The sequence below is a fragment of the Heyndrickxia sporothermodurans genome, from assembly GCF_003055045.1.
GTDB lineage: Bacteria > Bacillota > Bacilli > Bacillales > Bacillaceae_C > Heyndrickxia > Heyndrickxia sporothermodurans.
Genome location: NZ_NAZB01000018.1, coordinates 104891 through 122201, shown reverse-complemented (window position 1 = coordinate 122201; position 17311 = coordinate 104891). Strand labels below are relative to the sequence as shown.

Genomic DNA, 17311 nt, shown 5'->3' with positions numbered 1-17311 from the left:
AATGGCTACTTCTACAGAATTTATCGATATTAAGAGGGCGAAACCATTAGAAGTCGATCCCGCAAAACGCGTGAAGGATTGGAACGAATATCAAAAACCTTTTTCCGAAAAAAAGATTAAACAACAGGCATCCCGTTGTATGGATTGCGGCACACCTTTTTGCCAAATTGGCCTGAACATCAATTCAAGTACGAGCGGATGCCCTTTATATAATCTAATTCCTGAATGGAACGCATTAGTCCAGCAAGGAAAATGGTACGAAGCATACTTGCGCTTAGCGAAAACAAACAATTTCCCTGAGTTTACCGCTAGAGCATGTCCTGCACCTTGTGAAGGTTCATGCACGGCGGGAATTCCGAGTGACCCTGTTACAATTAAAAGTATCGAAAAAGCCATTATCGACCGCGCCTTTTCAGAAGGTTGGGTCAAACCGCGAATCCCGCGCAAAAAAACCGGGCTAAAAATAGCGATTATCGGTTCCGGTCCTGCAGGATTAACTGCGGCAGATGATCTTAATCAATTAGGACATTCCGTTACCGTTTTTGAGCGTGAGGACCGTTTTGGCGGTCTGCTCATGTATGGGATTCCTAATATGAAAATTGATAAATCACATGTTCAAAGAAGAATTGATTTATTAAAAGAGGAAGGTATTGAGTTTCGAGCGAATGTCAATGTTGGCGTCGATCTTTCATTAGAAGAACTGCAATCATCTTTCGATTCAGTTTTACTATGCATCGGTGCTGAAAAGCCGCGGGAGCTTACGATTGAAGGTCGGCAATTAAAAGGAATATATCCTGCTATGGAGTATTTAACTGCGAGCACGAAGCATTATTTGCAATCATCAAGTGAACCGGACATTACAGCAAAAGATAAACGTGTCATTGTCATCGGCGGAGGTGATACTGGTGCCGATTGTGTCGCTACTGCCCTTCGTCAAGGATGCAAAAGTGTCATTCAGTTCGGAAAACATGGGAAGTTACCTTTGCGAAGACAAAAGGATAATCCATGGCCAGAAAACCCTCATGTATTTTCACTCGATTATGCCTATGAAGAAGCTGTTCATCTTTTTGGTGAAGATCCAAGACAATACTATATTCAAACCCAATCCTTTATTGGGAATGAAAACGGAGAAGTAAAAGGCTTAAATACGACTTATTTTAATCAGGATGATCAAGAAACACGCTATTGGGAAGCCGATCTTGTTCTCATTGCCATTGGTTTTGAAGGGGTAAAAGATGAATATTTCCAAACAATCAATCGTTCGAACAACCGAATCTCCACTACAACTAATAGTTATCAAACAAATCTTGAAGGAGTGTACGTTGCAGGTGATGCCCGAAGAGGCCAAAGTTTGATTGTTTGGGCTATTCAAGAAGGTAAGAAAGCGGCATTAGAGATTGATCATTTTTTAAAAGCAAAAAAAATAACTAGCGAACAGTGTTGATAACTGTTTGCTAGTTGTCTTTAACAGACTCTAAATAAGCTTTCCACATTTTTTGATAAGAAACCGGAAAAGCATAGTTTGTCAGCTCCTCGGTGGTCACTAATTTCATGTTTCCTTCTTCTTTCACCTCATTCTCTATCGTTCCTGAATAGGCTTCAATATCCCAGGTTAAATGGGAAAAAACATGCGGGATCGTAGTAAAAGATGTCTTATCAAATTTAATGCGAATATCATATTCATGTTTTAAAAAGTCTTGCAGAATATTTTTTGGTTTTATCAACTTACTTTTTTCCACCGTTGGGAATTCCCATAGATTCGCTAGCAGTCCTTGTTCGGGGCGCTTGTGAATTAAGTACCTGCCTTGGTGATCTTTCAACACAGCTGCTACTAACTCCACATGGCGGGTGCTTTTTTTCTTTGTTTTAACAGGAAGCTGATCCTGTACCCCCTCGTGAAACGCCTGGCAATGTTCTCTTACAGGGCAAAGCAGGCAGGATGGTGATGTTGGCGTACAAATTAATGCGCCAAGTTCCATTAATGCTTGATTGAAATACGATGGATTTTCATGGGAAATAATCTCTCTGACCGCTTCTTCAAACACTTTACGTGATGAAGCTTTTGCGATATCGTCCCATATCAATAAAATCCTTGATAAAACCCTCATAACATTTCCATCAACCGCAGGTTCTGGAACACCATATGCAATACTTAAAATCGCACCAGCAGTGTATGGACCTACCCCTTTTAACTTTTTGATTTCCTCAGGTGTATTCGGTACAACTCCGCCATAAGATTCATGTACTTCTCTTACCGCTGCCTGTAAATTTCGAACCCGAGAATAATATCCCAGCCCTTCCCACGCTTTTAAAACATTTTCTTCATCTGCTTCGGCTAGCTTTTCGATTGTCGGGAAGTTTTCAATAAATCGATTGAAATATGGGATAACGGTATCCACTCTCGTTTGCTGAAGCATAATTTCCGATACCCATACTTTATATGGGTCCTGATCTTTTCTCCACGGAAGATCTCTTTGTTCATTCGTAAACCAATGAAGTAAATCATTTTGAAATTGCTCTATATTTAAATGTTCAATACTACTTGACATATAATCCTCCAAAATTGCTGTGTACTTGACTTAACTGAATATGCTCCAAAGAAAAGAGTTATTTCTAATCGAAATGGGGAAAGTAAATAATATATATTCCTAATCATTAATTACTCATTCATATTAAGATTACATTACAGATCGTCTATTTTACAGAATGTCCATTGCAATTCGATCATTTTTACCATATCATGTTTACAAAAATCCGCAAGTAATTAGTATGACTAAGCTAGACAAAATAAGGAGGAAATCCCGTTTTGGATACTGGAACACACCTTGTCATGGGGTTTGCCCTTGGTGGTCTAGCCACCTTGGACCCTGTCGTTGCCGACAATACGTTAAATTCACATAGTGTACTACTTGCAACCATTATCGGTTCGCAAATACCTGATATAGATACATTTTTAAAATTTCGAAACAATGCGGTTTATATAAGAAATCATCGAGGTGCGACACATTCGATTCCCGCTGTTATATTATGGCCGTTATTGATTACCGCCTGTGCCGCTTTATTTTTTCCTGGGACGAACCTTTTACATTTATGGTTATGGACTTTCCTTGCTGTGTTTCTTCATGTGTTCGTCGATATTTTCAATGCATATGGAACCCAAGCAATACGTCCGTTTTCATCTAAATGGGTAGCTTTAGGGATTATTAATACGTTTGATCCATTTATCTTCATCATTCATGTGATTGGCTTGATTATTTGGGCTATTGGAGCTAATCCAGGTATAACGTTTATTTTCATTTATGCCATTGTCATCTGTTATTATTTATGTCGCTTTGCAGAGCAATGGGCCGTTAAAAAGGCTGTTTTAAAAATTGTTCCAAATGCTGAAAAAGTTATTATCGCACCAACTATGAGGTATTTTAAATGGAGAATTGTTGCCATTACCGATAAGCGCCTATTTGTTGCGAAGGCAAACAAACGGGAAATAACGATTCTCGATGAGTACGACCGTGTTCCGATTCCCGAAAATGAAGTCATTAACAGGGCAAAAAAGGACAAAAATATCGCTGCGTTTTTATCCTTTTCCCCTATTTTCCGTTGGGAGTTGGAGGAGCTTGAAAATGGATATGAAGTCCGTTTCATCGATCTGCGCTATCGCAGCAAAGGCCATTATCCCTTCGTCGCCATCGTTCAAATGGATGAAGATTTAGTGATTAAAGGTTCATATACCGGATGGATTTATAATAAAGATAAGCTTAGAAAGAAGTTAGATGTGGCTCCGAGGTAGTTATATTGGTATTCGTGTATGAGGATTGCAAAAAGGCGAGAACGGTATTCGGGAAGGTGAACATGCTGTTCGCGGGATGAAGTGCTCGAAAAGTCCGCTTTCGGGTAGATAATCATCCTGTTTGCGGGATGAAGTGCTCGAATATACCGGATTCGGGTAGATAAACTTGCTGAAAACGGAATCAAGTGCTCGAAAAAAGAAAAAAAGGAAAGAACATACATTCATATGCATTCCGCTCCTATCCAATAATAAAAAATGTACGGATATTCTATATCATATTTAGGAGGAACAGCATGCGAAATAAAGCAAAAGGTTTCCCGTATGGAAATGACAATAAGTTCGAAGGTGAACCTCGGGCAAAAGCAGAATTTGCTTCAAAACGTGCGGATGGATCAACAAATACACATCCACAAGAACGAATGAAAGCATCTAGCCGTAGAGACAGTGACGTTTAATTCATATACAAAAAAGAAATCGGCCAGAAAGCCGATTTCTTTATTTTAGTTTCTTTAACACCGATATTGGCAATGCTTCCTCTTCCTTTTCACCACCTAAGCGATATCCCCAAGCAAATACACCATTAATATAATCTATTTTAAAATAAACACCAGGATCCCCTTCGATTTCATATAGTTCACCTGGTTTAAAATCTTTAGGATTTAGCAAATACGCTTTTGCCATGATTGCTTTTCTCTCTAATACAGCAAATTCATTGACGATCCCGAGCTGTTCAGCTTTACGTGCTTTTTCGGTTATCGCGGCAATTTCTTGCTTCAATTCATATTCAGTCATTTGACTATATCTTTTTTCCTGTTCCACTAGATACACCACCTTATAGACTAAGTATAATACTATAGACTATATTCTTGAAGAAATTTCTCGATTAGTTCCATTGGGAATCCTTTTCGATACAAGGTTTGTTTCATTCTTTGCTCATACTCATAGCCACTATATTTTTGCAGTTTTCTATGTGCTTTCTCACCTTGCACAACGATAGCATTCCACTCTTCAGACTCGTCTTTTTTAAAATCAATTTCTTCCATCGCTAAGTGAATGGTTTCTATATCAAAACCTTTTCTTAATAAAGTTTGCTCCAGTTTCTGTTTTAAACTTTTTTCAGAAAGCTTTTTATTTTGTTTAATTGTTTTTTCAAGTAATGCTTTTGCGTGCTCAATTTGTTGTTCTTTCGAATATTTCTGTAATGCTTGATTAATGTGGTTTTCACTAATTCCTTTTTCATGTAATTCCATTTTAATCGTGCCAGGCCCTTTTTTCGTTGTATTCATTTGGGTTCTCACATACGCAACAGCAAATTCAAGATCATTTAAATATTTCAGGTTATAAAGCTTATGTATAACCTCTTGGATGACCATTTCGTTGATCTCTTTTTGCTTCAAATAATCTCTAACTTCCTTTTCAGATCGCATCCGATAGGAAAGATAGTGTATCGCTGTATTCACACCTTTTCGAATATCGTCTTCGTAGTCAATTTCAGCAATGTCAAAGTCAGATAATTCTTTGCCTTTCGTCAACTGAAAACGCGCGAGCACTTCTTCGTCCACACTAAACGCATATTCGCCATCGAGAAAAATATTATACCGTTCACTATTATTTTTTTGGATAGAAATTTTCGTTATTATCGGCATTTGAAGCATCCCTCTTCATCTTATTTCTTATTTATTTTACCATCGACTGTCGTATGTTTGCTATGTTTAAGGCAATAATGAAAATAACTGTTTAATGAAAGGGTGAAGTGATATGTCAAAGGATAAACGTGTGAAGGAAAAAAGCAATTTGCGAAGTATGCAAGCGGTAACTTATGCACATGAATTTAAGATGGCAGATCGTGCTGGAGGGTATGAGCAAAAGCGTAAATCTTGAAGCATTAGATAGGACCGCCAAATGGAAAGATAAAGTCGTAATATTTTCAAGGTAATTACACAAGCTATTCTTGCGGAAGATCAATTCCGTAACCTGATAACTTGAAAGGGGTTTTCGTTCATGGGTCGTGCACACAAACAAAAAACTCGTGATAAAAACAAAGCTAAACTTCCTCAAGTACCGAAAAATTTAAAATCGGATGGCAAAGATGTTGAATTTTCCCAAGAGTTAGCAGATCAAGCTGACCTTGAAGCACAAGCAAGATCAAAAGCTGCAGAACAACGGGCAAAAAATAAAAAGAAATAAGCAGGGGGGTTCCCCTGCTTTATAATGTAGCTTTTTCGTATCTTTTTGCAGCATCAATTAACTTTCGAATCGCCTCATATTCATTGTTCTGCAAAAGCTCAATAATTTTGCTTCCAACAACAACACCATCACAATATTGACTTAATTCGCTCACTTGCTCAGGAGTAGATACCCCAAAACCGGCTAATACCGGTGCAACAGAAATACTTTTTATTTCTTGTAAATAGGTCCCGATTCCTTCACGATAACTATTTCTAGCGCCTGTTATACCTGTGACTGTCACCGCATATAAAAATCCTTCGGTTCGTTTTGCGATTTCACGAATCCTTTCTTTTGAACTAGTTAATGCCGCTAAGCGTATAAGTGCAATGTGATGACTAGAAAGCTCACCTGTGACAAGTTCCTCTTCTTCAATCGGTAAATCAGGAATAATAATGCCGTCTACCCCGGCTTGTTCACAGTCCTCAGCAAACTCCTTCGTTCCGTATACGAAAATTGGATTCATGTAGGTCATTAATACAATCGGAATTTTTCTTCCATTTTTATTTTTTTTTAATTCATCTAACACCCCTTTTAATGTCGTACCTGCACGAAGGGACCGAATACCAGCCTCCTGTATAGTGGGACCGTCTGCAACAGGATCTGAAAACGGAATGCCTAATTCTAACGCAGTTGCACCCGCATCTTCAAAAAACTGGATCCTTTCATTAAGAATATCTAATCCCCCATCACCAGCCATAATATATGGAACAAATATTTTTTCACCATTTGCCAAAACATTATCTAAAGCTTGACTTAATTTTTCTTTTCCCATTTTTACATCCCTCCTAAAATGCTTTTGACCGTTTCAACATCCTTATCTCCTCTGCCTGACAAACAAATAACCATCGTTTCTTCTTTTGACATTTCCTTTGCTAATTTAGCCGCATATGCGACGGCATGGGAGCTTTCGAGTGCAGGGATAATTCCTTCCGATTTTGTTAAAAGTTTAAATGCTTCAAGGGCTTCCTTATCTGTAATTGATGTATAGGTTACTCTTCCTTTTTCCTTTAAAAAGCTATGTTCTGGACCAACACCAGGATAATCAAGTCCTGCAGAAACGGAATGGGCTTCTTCAATTTGACCGTGCTGATCTTGAAGTAAATACGTCATCGTTCCATGCAGCACCCCAATCTTTCCGTCTGTTAATGTGGCAGCATGTTTGCCAGTGTCAATCCCAGATCCACCTGCCTCTACACCGTATAGCTTGACGTCTTCATCATTGATAAAAGGATAAAACATTCCCATTGAATTGCTGCCGCCCCCGATACAAGCAACAACTGCATCAGGAAGCGATCCAGATTGTTCGAGTATTTGCTTCCTTGTTTCTTTTCCAATCACACTTTGAAAATCACGAACAATTTGCGGAAATGGATGTGGACCGACGACAGAACCTAATATATAGTGAGTATCTTCTACATGACTTACCCAGTAACGAAGTGCTTCGTTTACTGCATCCTTTAATGTACCGCTCCCTTGTTCAACACTTCTCACTTCGGCTCCAAGCAGTTCCATCCGAAATACATTTAGCTTCTGTCTTTGTATATCTTCCTCTCCCATAAATACGATGCATTCCAAACCAAGAAGCGCGCAGGCCGTTGCCGTTGCTACGCCATGCTGTCCCGCACCCGTTTCGGCTACCACTTTCTTTTTCCCCATACGCTGGGTCAATAGTGCTTGCCCAAGAGCGTTGTTAATTTTATGAGCGCCCGTGTGATTTAAATCTTCACGTTTCAAGTAGATTTTCGGACCACCTAATTGGTTAGTCAAATTTTCGGCTAAGTATAATGGGGTTTCCCTGCCAATGTAGTGATGGAAATAGTAATCAATCTGTTGAATAAATTCAGGATCATTCATTGCCTCATTATAGGCTTGTTCTAACTCAAGTACTGCTGGCATTAATGTTTCCGGGACGAATCTTCCTCCGAACATCCCGTAATGTCCTTTTTGATCTGGCTGGGTATAAGTTGTCATTTTTTCACACTCTCCTTTAAAGTTTGAACTGCTTGTTTTGCTGTCTTTATAAATGCATTTATTTTTATCGGATCCTTTTGTCCATTTGTTTCCACACCACTTGACACATCGATTATTGCCGGATGAACGGATTGAATCGCTGCCGCAACGTTTTCTACATTTAGTCCACCGGCAAGAATAAGCTTCTCCTTTTGGATAGGTAGATGATGCAGTAATGTCCAATCAAACGCGATTCCATTGCCACCTCGATACGCCCCTTTTGGGCTATCGATTAAATAATAATCACATGGAAATGTTGTTGGATTAATCTTATCTTGGATCGACCAAGCCTTAATAATTGGACGGTTTAATGATGAAGCAATTTCAGGTGTTTCATCCCCATGTAATTGAATAAAATCAAGACCGACGAACTGACAAATCTCGTTTATCGTTTCGGGTGATTCATTCACAAATACACCCACTTTTTTCACTTCACGAGGAACTTGATCGGCAATCTGTTTGGCATCTATAGGAGAGATTTTTCTTCGACTATCTGCAAATACGAAGCCAAGAAAATCAGCACCCGCATCAACTGCCACCCTCGCTGTCTCCATAGTGGTAATGCCGCAAATTTTCACTTTCATATCGATCACCTTTTTACCATTGATTTAAATGGTGTTTTCAGTTGATTAAAGATGGCGGCTAGATCGGTTGATCGCATCAAGGTTTCTCCAACAAGGATACCCTTCACTCCTGCTTGTTCCATCCGTTCCACATCTTTTTCCTCTTTAATTCCACTTTCACCAATTAATAAAATGTTTTTATCCACGACTAATTTTGCGAGCCTTTCAGTAGTAGTCAAATCAACTTTGAACGTTTTTAAGTTGCGATTATTGATCCCGATAATTTTTGCATTTAGTTCAATAGCTGCTTCTAGCTCAATTTCATCGTGAACCTCTACGAGAACATCTAGTCCTAAAGACGTTGCATAGTTGTATAACTGCTTCATACGATGCTTCGATAATGCCGCAACAATTAACAAAATAATATTCGCCCCAAATGCTTTCGCCCTGTCAATTTGAATTTCATCGATAATAAAATCTTTACATAAGATTGGTAATGAAACCGCCGCCCTTACCTCTTTTAAATCGTCCATTGAACCTTTGAAAAAAGTTTCATCTGTCAAAACCGAAATGGCATTAGCACCTAATTCTGCATAGCGTTTTGCTTGCTCAGCTGGATTTACATGTAGATGAATGTCTCCTTTTGACGGGGATGCTCTTTTGATTTCGGCAATGATATTCATCGTTTTTGATTTTTGAAATGAATCGAAAATGGAATCAACTTTTTCCAAACGATCCTGGTTTTCGCTAACATACGTTTCCTTTAAAACTTGGACCTCTTTTACTTTTTCCGCAATGATTTCATCTAAAATCGTCATTTACATAACCCCCTCTGTCGTTCGTTGACTGTATTCGATTAAATAATGCAGCTTTTGAAGCGCAGCTCCGGAATCAATGCTTTCCTTTGCGATGGCGATGCCCTCTTGAACGGTACTCGCTAATCCGTTTGCAAATATTGCTAATCCAGCATTCAATAAAACCGTATCCCGATAAGCTCCTTTTTCGCCTTTCAATACGTGCAATAGAATTTCCGCATTCTCCTTTGAATCACCGCCGCGAATTTCACGATTTTCATAATACGGTAAGCCAACATCCTCTGGCCTAAGTGTAAATGGAATGATATCCCCACGATCTAGAAGTACAAAATGATTTTCTCCCGATAATGACGCCTCATCCATAAAGCCTGCGCCATTTAAGATTAAAGCTCTCTTTCTTCCAAGGCGGTGGAGAACATTCGCCATCATCTCAAGCATGTCACGGCGATAAATACCTAATAGCTGTGTTTCCAGATCAATTGGATTTGTTAATGGGCCGATTAAATTAAAGATGGTCGGGATCTTTAAATCCCTTCGTATTTTCATAATTCTTTTTAAACTTGGATGGAGATTCGGTGCGAATAAAAAGGCAATTCCATTTTCCTCAAGAATTTCGTGTATTTGCTCCGCCCGAAAATTCAACGATACTCCTAAGTTTTCTAATACATCCGCACTCCCAGTTCGACTGGAAACACTTCGATTTCCATGTTTTGCGATCTTAATCCCTGCTCCAGCAATGACAAATGCCGATGTCGTACTTATATTAAAGCTTTGGGAACCATCTCCCCCTGTTCCGCAATTATCCATAACAGGTCCGACATTACTTCCAATCAGTATGGACTTTTCCCGAATCACTTGAACAAGACCAGCTATTTCTTCTGCCGTTTCACCTTTTACTTTTAACGCCGCTAAAAATGCACCCATCTCACTTTCCGATACATCTTCAGTAAATAAATAATCTGCCGCATTTGTCATTTCCTCATAGGTTAAATTCTGTTGTTCCATCATTTTTTCAAGATATGCTTTCATACGAATTCTCCTTTCTCATTTCCATTAAAAAGTTCCGAATAATGTCCTTCCCTGTTTTTGTACCAATGGATTCAGGGTGAAATTGAACACCGTATAGTGGAAAATATTCATGTTTGATTGCCATAATTTCTTGATCATCCATTGAGGTAGCTGCAATGATAAATTCAGATGAAAGACTATTTCTATCAATAACGAGCGAGTGATAGCGCATCACTTCAAGTGGCTGAGACATATATTGAAACATCCCTTCTCCACAATGAAGAATTCTTGATATTTTTCCATGTTTAATTTCCTTTGCTTGAACGATCGTTGCCCCAAATGCAGCAGCAATTGCCTGATGTCCTAAGCAAACCCCAAGAATAGGAATGTTCTGATAACATGCTTTGATAACTTCCATACAAATTCCCGCCTGTTCCGGGGTACCGGGTCCAGGTGAGAGGACGATCGCCTCTGGTTTCATTTCCGTTATTTGCTCAATCGTTATTCCATCATTTCGAAACACCTTTACCTCTTCACCTAGTTCCGATAAATATTGAAACAGGTTATACGTAAAGGAATCATAATTGTCTAGCAAGATGATCATCTTTGTTCACCTCCAGAAGTGACTTCGCTTTATTCAGCGTCTCAATATATTCATTTTCAGGTATGGAATCATGGACAATCCCTGCGCCAGCCTGCAAATAAGCTACACCATCTTTAATGACCAATGTTCGGATAGCAAGTGCGAAATCCATGTTGCCATTCACATTTATATATCCGATTGCTCCTGCATAAACGCCGCGTTTCTGCTTTTCAAGTTCATTAATGATCTGCATCGCACGAATTTTTGGCGCACCCGAAACCGTTCCGGCTGGTAAACAAACCTTTAACGCATCAATGCCTGTAAACTCTGGTTTCATCATACCTTTCACTTCCGAAACGATATGCATTACATGTTGATACTTCTCAATGACCATGTATTTAGGGATTGTAATACTGCCTGGTTCACAAACTCTGCCAATGTCATTCCGGCTTAAATCAACCAACATCCGATGTTCAGCCAATTCCTTCTCATCTTCTAGCAGCTCTTTTTCATAATAAGAATCTTCCAGTTGTGTATTTCCTCTTGGTCTTGTTCCAGCAATTGGGTTCGTTATTACTTGCGAACCAATTGTTTTGATTAAGCTTTCGGGTGAAGCACCGAGCAGAACATATTCGTCAAAATCGATGTAAAACATGTATGGCGAAGGATTGGCATTTCTTAGCTTTCGGTAAAATTGAAAGGGGTCACTGTCCATCCTTCCTTTCATTTTCTGAGATAAAACGATTTGAAAAATGTCACCTTTCCGGATAAACTCCTGTGCAATCTGGACCTTTTCTAAAAAATCTTCTTTTTCCATCAACGGTTTGAAATGGATAGGTACTTTCGATAAATCAAACAATTGAGGTTCTTCTTTTGTGAAAAGCGACTCTTTTATCTCCGCTATTTTTTCAATTAAATCTTTTTCGGTGCGTTTTTCATCAAGATTGAGTGAAACGATAAACAACATTTGGGTTTTGTGATCAAATATGATGACGTCTTGATAAAACATGAAATGGACATCAGGTATTTTCTGTTCATCCTCTAAGTCGGGGCCAATGGTTTCATATTGACGAATGGCATCATAGCCAATGAAGCCGATTCCTCCACCAAAAAAGGGGAAATCCAATGGGAATTGGTCGAGCTTAGGAATGTGATTTTTTAATAGGTCTAGTGGCTTTCCTCTTTCTGTAGTTACTGATTTATTGGGCTTGCTAATGGATACTTGGTCACCTTCTCCAATGAACTCCATGTATGGGTTCATCCCGATAAAGGAGTATCGCCCATTTCCATCATGTTTGAGTGAGCTTTCTAGTAAAAATTTCTTTTTGCCGTTTATCCGATTAAAAACTGCTATCGGTGTTAACATATCTGCGTTCATTTGGATAAATTTATATTCAGTTTCAGAAATCATTCTTAATTCCTCCTTCTTAAATAGGTTGTTCTAAATACTGTTGATTTCCGCTCCAGATGCTCGCTTTCCGCGGGCGGTCCGGGAGCCTCATCGGAGCTAAACGCACCTGCGGGGTCTCCCGTTTACCGTTTTTCCTGTAGGAGTCTCGCATCTTCCGCTCCAATCAACTTAGATATAAATTCAACAATGAGAGAAAATAAAAAAAGTCCCCTATAAACACATACAATGCTTGTGTTTATAGAGGACGATTTTGTTCGCGGTGCCACCTCTTTTTGAAGGGAATTATCCCTTCCTCTTTTCAGGTACGAGAACTGAGTTCTGATACCCTATCCTTGTAACGGTGGAGGCCGTGTTTCCCTACTTTATGTTCAAGAAACCTCTCATAAGTCCATTCCGTTTCACTCCTCGTACCGGATTCACACCAACACCGGTTCTCTGCGACGATTTTAGTTAAACGTACTCCTCTTATTCAATGATTTATCACTATAAAATTTTCTTTTAAAAAACACAAAAAGGCTCCTCATCCAAAAGGACGAGGAACCCGCGGTACCACCTTTATTAGCTGACGAACAGCCCACTTTGACAATATCAAGTTTGACAACTTAATACCCGTCTCTTGTAACGATGAGACATTCGCCAAAGCCTACTGTTCAAAATTGATTTTCGGTTTGGATGCTCCGAAGTCCATTCATTTATACGTTCACACTGGTTCACACCAACCACCAGCTCTCTTTGAGTGTTCATATAAATTACTACTCTTCATCAACGCAAATTCATTTTTTGAATTATTGTTTATTATGTTAGTACCGATGAATACAAATGTCAAGGGAATAAATAAATTAATCATTCGTAAATTTTCGACATCATTTATGTATAAACCATTTGCTGCAATCTCGTTTTATATTGAAACGATTAAATTTTTATAAATTTAACTCTTTACAAAACTAAAGTGTATTTGGTAGAATATTTGAAACAATTAATAATTAAACAAAGTGATGATGAAGATGGTTTGAAGATAAGAGCTTAAGAAAGTCGGTGGTTGCTGTGAACCGATGCTTTTTCTTCACAAAACCGAGCACTTCTGAACTGGACAGTTGAATGAAATAGTAGGCTGTCACGGCTTAATGTCGTTATTTTTCTCTGAGGTTACGTTTTGTAACAAAAGAGGGTGGCACCACGTATATGACGTCCCTCATAACATGGCATATTTGTCTGTTATGGGGGACTTTTATTTTCGTAAAGAAAGGATGAACGAAATGCTTCTCAATCAACACTATTTATTTACTCCCGGCCCGACACCTATTCCAGAACGGGTGAAACTTGTCATGAATCAACCGATGATTGGGCATCGCAGTCAAGCGTTTGCCCATTTGTTAGAAGAGGTTTCGACACGTTTAATGCCGATATTCGGGTCAAAGGAACCAGTACTCCTATTAACCGGAAGCGGGACCTCTGCCTTAGAAACAGCTGCTGCAAATATAATTGAAGAAGGTGATCATGTCGTCGTCATTGTTACAGGTGCCTTTGGAGACCGTTTTGCTAGTATTTGCGAAGCATTCGGGGCGAATGTTCATCGCTTAACAGTTCAATGGGGAAAAATTTGTACGCCAGATCAATTAGAGGATTTTTTAACAAAGCTAGATGTCAAAATTAAAGCGGTGTTTGCAACGTATTGTGAAACATCGACAGGGGTGCTTAATCCTATTCAACAACTTGGTGAAGTAACAAAACGCTTAACAGATTCCCTTTTTATTGTCGATGGAGTCAGTTGTATTGGCGCAGTGCCAGTTGATATGGAATCTTGGCACATAGATATATTAGTTTCAGGGTCACAGAAAGCTTTAATGCTACCACCGGGATTGGCTTTTATTGCAGTTAGCGAAGTTGCGAAAAAAGTAATTCATGATTGCCAAACGAAACGCTTTTATTTAGATTTAAATCGCTATCTATCATCCTATGAAAAGGAGAAATCCACACCATTTACACCCGCTGTTTCGCTCATAGCCGGTGCTCTCGAGGTTTGCTATATGATTGAAGAGGAAGGATTCAATCAAGTGATTGCTAGACATCAGCTGTTGAAAAAAATGATACGTGAAGGATTAAAAGCGATAGAGCTTCCACTCCTTGTCTCGGATGCTCAAGGTTCACCTACCGTAACAGCGGTCAAACCGGCCTCAGGAACAGCAAATATGATCAAAAAAATTCTCCAAGATAACTATTCTATTACGATTGCCGGAGGCCAAAAACAGCTCAAAGGTGAAATATTCCGAATTGGGCATATGGGATACTGCACCCCATTTGATATTTTAAAAGTATTAAACGGACTTGAAATGGCTTTACATAAGTTGGATGGAAGAAATGTTTTTGGGAAAGCGATAAAAGCAGCTGAGGAGGTATGGAGTCAACATGTATAAAGTATTAGTGACAGATTCAATTAGTGATATAGGCTTAAAAAAATTATATGAGCATCCTGAATTTCTTGTTGATAAAAAAAATAATCTTACAGAACTGGAACTATGTGAAATAATTAAAGACTATGATGCCCTTATAGTCCGCAGCCAAACAATTGTTACGAAAAATCTATTAGAATACGCCACTAGATTAAGAGTAATTGCACGCGCAGGTGTAGGAGTCGATAATATTGACCTAGATTCGGCCACTCGAAAAGGTATCATCGTTATTAATGCACCCGGAGCAAACACGATAGCCGCTACGGAACATACGTTAGCTATGTTGCTCTCTTTAGCCCGAAAAATCCCTCATGCCTACCAATCGACATCAAAAGGTGAATGGAAACGCGGCTCCTTTAAAGGGGTGGAACTCTATGAAAAAACACTTGGAATCGTAGGTATGGGAAAAATCGGAACCGAAGTTGCCAAACGTGCAAAAAGCTTTCAAATGAAGATTTTGGGGTTTGACCCTTATTTATCTGATGAACGTGCAAAAAAGCTTGGAATTACAAAAGCTAGCTTAGATGAAATTGCTAAGCAATCCGACTTTATCACTTTTCATACACCACTAACGCCCGAAACGAAAGGCTTAGTAAATGATGAATATATAAGTAAAATGAAAAAAGGTGTACGACTCGTTAACTGTGCCCGTGGCGGAATTATCGTTGAATCCGCATTGCTCCATGGTCTCCAAAGCGGACAAATTGCCGGTGCAGCACTCGATGTCTTTGAACAGGAACCCCCAACCAACTTAGACCTACTTCAGCATCCTAACATCATCGCAACTCCACATTTAGGAGCATCAACCGAAGAAGCACAAGAAAAAGTCGCGAAGGAAGTAAGCGAAGAAATCATTAGCATTTTTGAAACAAATTCTATTCGCCATGCGATCAATATGCCGCAAATTTCCGGCGAGATTCAGAAAAAAATGAAGCCTTTTTTAGAATTAGGTGAACAAATTGCCCAATTGGCGATTCAACTTTTTAAGCAAGCACCCAATAAAATTGACATCCGCTATTCTGGAGAGTTAATAGAGGAAGATACAAGTCTTTTAACAAGAACGATGATTAAAGGAATTCTTGCATATCATTTAAGTGATTCCGTAAATATTATTAACGCCTTCCATTTATTAAAAGAACACGGCCTTACTTACAACATTGAGAAGAATGCTCCGAATAAAGGCTTCTCTAACTATATGGAATTAAGTTTATCGAAAGGAAACGAGATTGTTGTTATCGGTGGTACGGTATTGAATGGCTACGGTACACGAATTGTTAAAATTAATAACTATAGAATTGATGTGAAGCCTGAACAACACCTTCTTTATATAAAACATGAGGATCGCCCAGGAATGATTGGACTTGTAGGATCCATCCTTGGAGACTACCATATTAATATTGGTACGATGCAGGTGGGTCGTGAAACGATTGGAGGCGAGGCAATTATGGTGCTAACGTTAGATAAAAAAATAGATGATGATGTCATATATTCTCTTAAATTACTAAATGGTCTAGAAGAGGTTGACGTTCTCGAATTATCGAAAGAAGTAGCAGTTGTTGAAAATTATTAAACATGCAACATTATTTTTCCATTAATTAATGGCATACAAAAGAAGTATGCCATTTTTTTGAAAGTCAACTTAATGTTTATACTTCTATCCGTTTAATAACCTTTGCCGGATTGCCGCCAACTACCACGTTATCCGGTACATTTTTAGTAACTACAGACCCCGATGCAATGACAACATTGTTACCTATAACAACACCTGGATTTATTATCGCACTTCCACCAATCCATACATTATCCCCAATCGCAATCGGTTTCGCATACTCTTTTCCGGAATTACGTTCAGTGGGATCAAGTGGATGTGTCGCAGTATAAATCTGCACACTAGGTCCAAGCATACAATTATCTCCAAATCGCACTTCACAAACGTCTAAAATCGTACAATCAAAATTAGCAAAAAAGTTTTCACCTACATATGTGTTATATCCATAATCAAACCTAATATTTGGCTCCATATATACGTGTTCACCCGTTGAACCGAGTAACTCTTTCAATAATTTAGAACGCTTATCGCCTTCTGTTTCTGTCGTTTGATTATACATTCTAACCAGTCGTCTTGTATTTTCTCTATCCTTCATTAATTCAGGATTAGACGGGTTATACATTTCCCCGGCTAACATTTTTTCTTTTTCTGTTTTCATTTTTAAAACTCCTTTTTTATTCAAAAACCCTTTAATGAATGCTCGATAATAAAAAATATATCAAATAAAATCTTTGCTAACAGCATCTTTTAGTATCATGCAGAAAATCGACCATTTAAAATTTATACCTTTGCTCCACAAATTTCTTTCTATGATCCACAAATTCCGATCTATGCGGCACAAATTCAATTCCATGTTCCACAAACCAAATTCGACATAATAAAAACTCGCCTACATAGACGAGTCTT

18 protein-coding genes and 3 other annotated features are annotated in these 17311 nt (G+C 38.7%); of the genes, 7 read left to right on the top strand and 11 right to left on the bottom strand.

The genetic code is table 11. The annotated features are described in order from the left end of the window. The first annotated feature begins 1 nt into the window (after window position 1). Window positions 2-1444: a glutamate synthase subunit beta gene (locus tag B5V89_RS07470; protein WP_107920660.1), complete on the top strand. Its 1443-nt coding sequence runs from the start codon at window positions 2-4 to the stop codon at window positions 1442-1444. Window positions 1445-1454: 10 nt separating this feature from the next. On the opposite strand, the gene mutY is transcribed toward B5V89_RS07470, so the two are convergent. Beyond that, the gene (gene mutY, locus B5V89_RS07465) at window positions 1455-2549 is read right to left on the bottom strand and encodes an A/G-specific adenine glycosylase (RefSeq protein WP_181294631.1); all 1095 of its coding nucleotides are present in this window, start codon (window positions 2547-2549) and stop codon (window positions 1455-1457) included. A 257-nt stretch (window positions 2550-2806) separates the two neighbouring features. Between mutY and B5V89_RS07460 the strand changes: the two genes are divergently transcribed. Then, entirely contained in the window at window positions 2807-3787 is a 981-nt protein-coding gene (locus tag B5V89_RS07460) for a metal-dependent hydrolase (RefSeq protein WP_108071257.1), read from the top strand. 293 nt (window positions 3788-4080) lie between these two features. After that, window positions 4081-4242, top strand: coding sequence for a small, acid-soluble spore protein K (locus B5V89_RS07455; protein ID WP_107920310.1), 162 nt, complete (start codon window positions 4081-4083; stop codon window positions 4240-4242). A 40-nt stretch (window positions 4243-4282) separates the two neighbouring features. Here B5V89_RS07455 and B5V89_RS07450 read toward each other — a convergent pair whose 3' ends face one another. Next, on the bottom strand, window positions 4283-4606 hold the full coding sequence (locus tag B5V89_RS07450) for a YfhH family protein (protein WP_280523955.1): 324 nt from the start codon (window positions 4604-4606) through the stop codon (window positions 4283-4285). Window positions 4607-4638: 32 nt separating this feature from the next. Beyond that, on the bottom strand, window positions 4639-5433 hold the full coding sequence (gene recX / locus B5V89_RS07445) for a recombination regulator RecX (protein WP_108071255.1): 795 nt from the start codon (window positions 5431-5433) through the stop codon (window positions 4639-4641). 112 nt (window positions 5434-5545) lie between these two features. Here recX and B5V89_RS07440 point away from each other — a divergent pair, with 112 nt between their 5' ends. Beyond that, a complete protein-coding gene (locus B5V89_RS07440; protein ID WP_084347375.1) occupies window positions 5546-5668 on the top strand; it encodes a YfhE family protein in 123 nt (40 codons plus the stop codon). A gap of 120 nt (window positions 5669-5788) precedes the next feature. Beyond that, window positions 5789-5974 (top strand): YfhD family protein, encoded by a 186-nt coding sequence (locus B5V89_RS07435; RefSeq protein ID WP_066226432.1) that lies wholly within the window; start codon window positions 5789-5791, stop codon window positions 5972-5974. Between the two features lie 19 nt (window positions 5975-5993). Here the strand turns inward: B5V89_RS07435 and trpA are convergent, their stop codons facing one another. The 7 genes from trpA to trpE are packed head-to-tail and all read right to left on the bottom strand — an operon-like array spanning window position 5994 to window position 12406. After that, complete coding sequence (gene trpA, locus B5V89_RS07430) at window positions 5994-6788, bottom strand: tryptophan synthase subunit alpha (RefSeq protein WP_108071253.1); 795 nt, start codon at window positions 6786-6788, stop codon at window positions 5994-5996. A gap of 2 nt (window positions 6789-6790) precedes the next feature. Continuing rightward, window positions 6791-7987 carry a tryptophan synthase subunit beta gene (trpB, locus tag B5V89_RS07425; RefSeq protein ID WP_108071251.1) on the bottom strand — a complete coding sequence of 399 codons (1197 nt, stop codon included), beginning with the start codon at window positions 7985-7987 and terminating at the stop codon, window positions 6791-6793. Further along, on the bottom strand, window positions 7984-8610 hold the full coding sequence (locus tag B5V89_RS07420) for a phosphoribosylanthranilate isomerase (protein ID WP_066226427.1): 627 nt from the start codon (window positions 8608-8610) through the stop codon (window positions 7984-7986). Before B5V89_RS07420 ends, trpB begins: the two co-directional genes overlap by 4 nt. Window positions 8611-8615: 5 nt before the next feature. Next, a complete protein-coding gene (gene trpC / locus B5V89_RS07415) occupies window positions 8616-9407 on the bottom strand; it encodes an indole-3-glycerol phosphate synthase TrpC (protein ID WP_066226425.1) in 792 nt (263 codons plus the stop codon). Then, on the bottom strand, window positions 9408-10433 hold the full coding sequence (trpD, locus tag B5V89_RS07410; protein WP_107920305.1) for an anthranilate phosphoribosyltransferase: 1026 nt from the start codon (window positions 10431-10433) through the stop codon (window positions 9408-9410). After that, window positions 10417-11016: an anthranilate synthase component II gene (locus B5V89_RS07405; protein WP_066226417.1), complete on the bottom strand. Its 600-nt coding sequence runs from the start codon at window positions 11014-11016 to the stop codon at window positions 10417-10419. The genes trpD and B5V89_RS07405 overlap by 17 nt, the downstream gene beginning before the upstream one ends. Next, window positions 10991-12406, bottom strand: coding sequence for an anthranilate synthase component I (trpE, locus tag B5V89_RS07400; protein WP_108071249.1), 1416 nt, complete (start codon window positions 12404-12406; stop codon window positions 10991-10993). The genes B5V89_RS07405 and trpE overlap by 26 nt, the downstream gene beginning before the upstream one ends. Before the next feature lie 237 nt (window positions 12407-12643). Further along, window positions 12644-12888: a binding site (T-box leader), on the bottom strand. Window positions 12889-12931: 43 nt separating this feature from the next. Continuing rightward, window positions 12932-13181, bottom strand: a binding site (T-box leader). A gap of 211 nt (window positions 13182-13392) precedes the next feature. Next, window positions 13393-13602, top strand: a binding site (T-box leader). Window positions 13603-13662: 60 nt separating this feature from the next. On the opposite strand from trpE, the gene B5V89_RS07390 reads away from it, so the two are divergent. Continuing rightward, complete coding sequence (locus B5V89_RS07390; RefSeq protein WP_108071304.1) at window positions 13663-14820, top strand: pyridoxal-phosphate-dependent aminotransferase family protein; 1158 nt, start codon at window positions 13663-13665, stop codon at window positions 14818-14820. Then, on the top strand, window positions 14813-16426 hold the full coding sequence (gene serA / locus B5V89_RS07385) for a phosphoglycerate dehydrogenase (protein WP_108071247.1): 1614 nt from the start codon (window positions 14813-14815) through the stop codon (window positions 16424-16426). Before B5V89_RS07390 ends, serA begins: the two co-directional genes overlap by 8 nt. Window positions 16427-16502: 76 nt before the next feature. Here the strand turns inward: serA and B5V89_RS07380 are convergent, their stop codons facing one another. After that, on the bottom strand, window positions 16503-17063 hold the full coding sequence (locus tag B5V89_RS07380; protein WP_066226411.1) for a sugar O-acetyltransferase: 561 nt from the start codon (window positions 17061-17063) through the stop codon (window positions 16503-16505). Window positions 17064-17311: the final 248 nt, after the last annotated feature.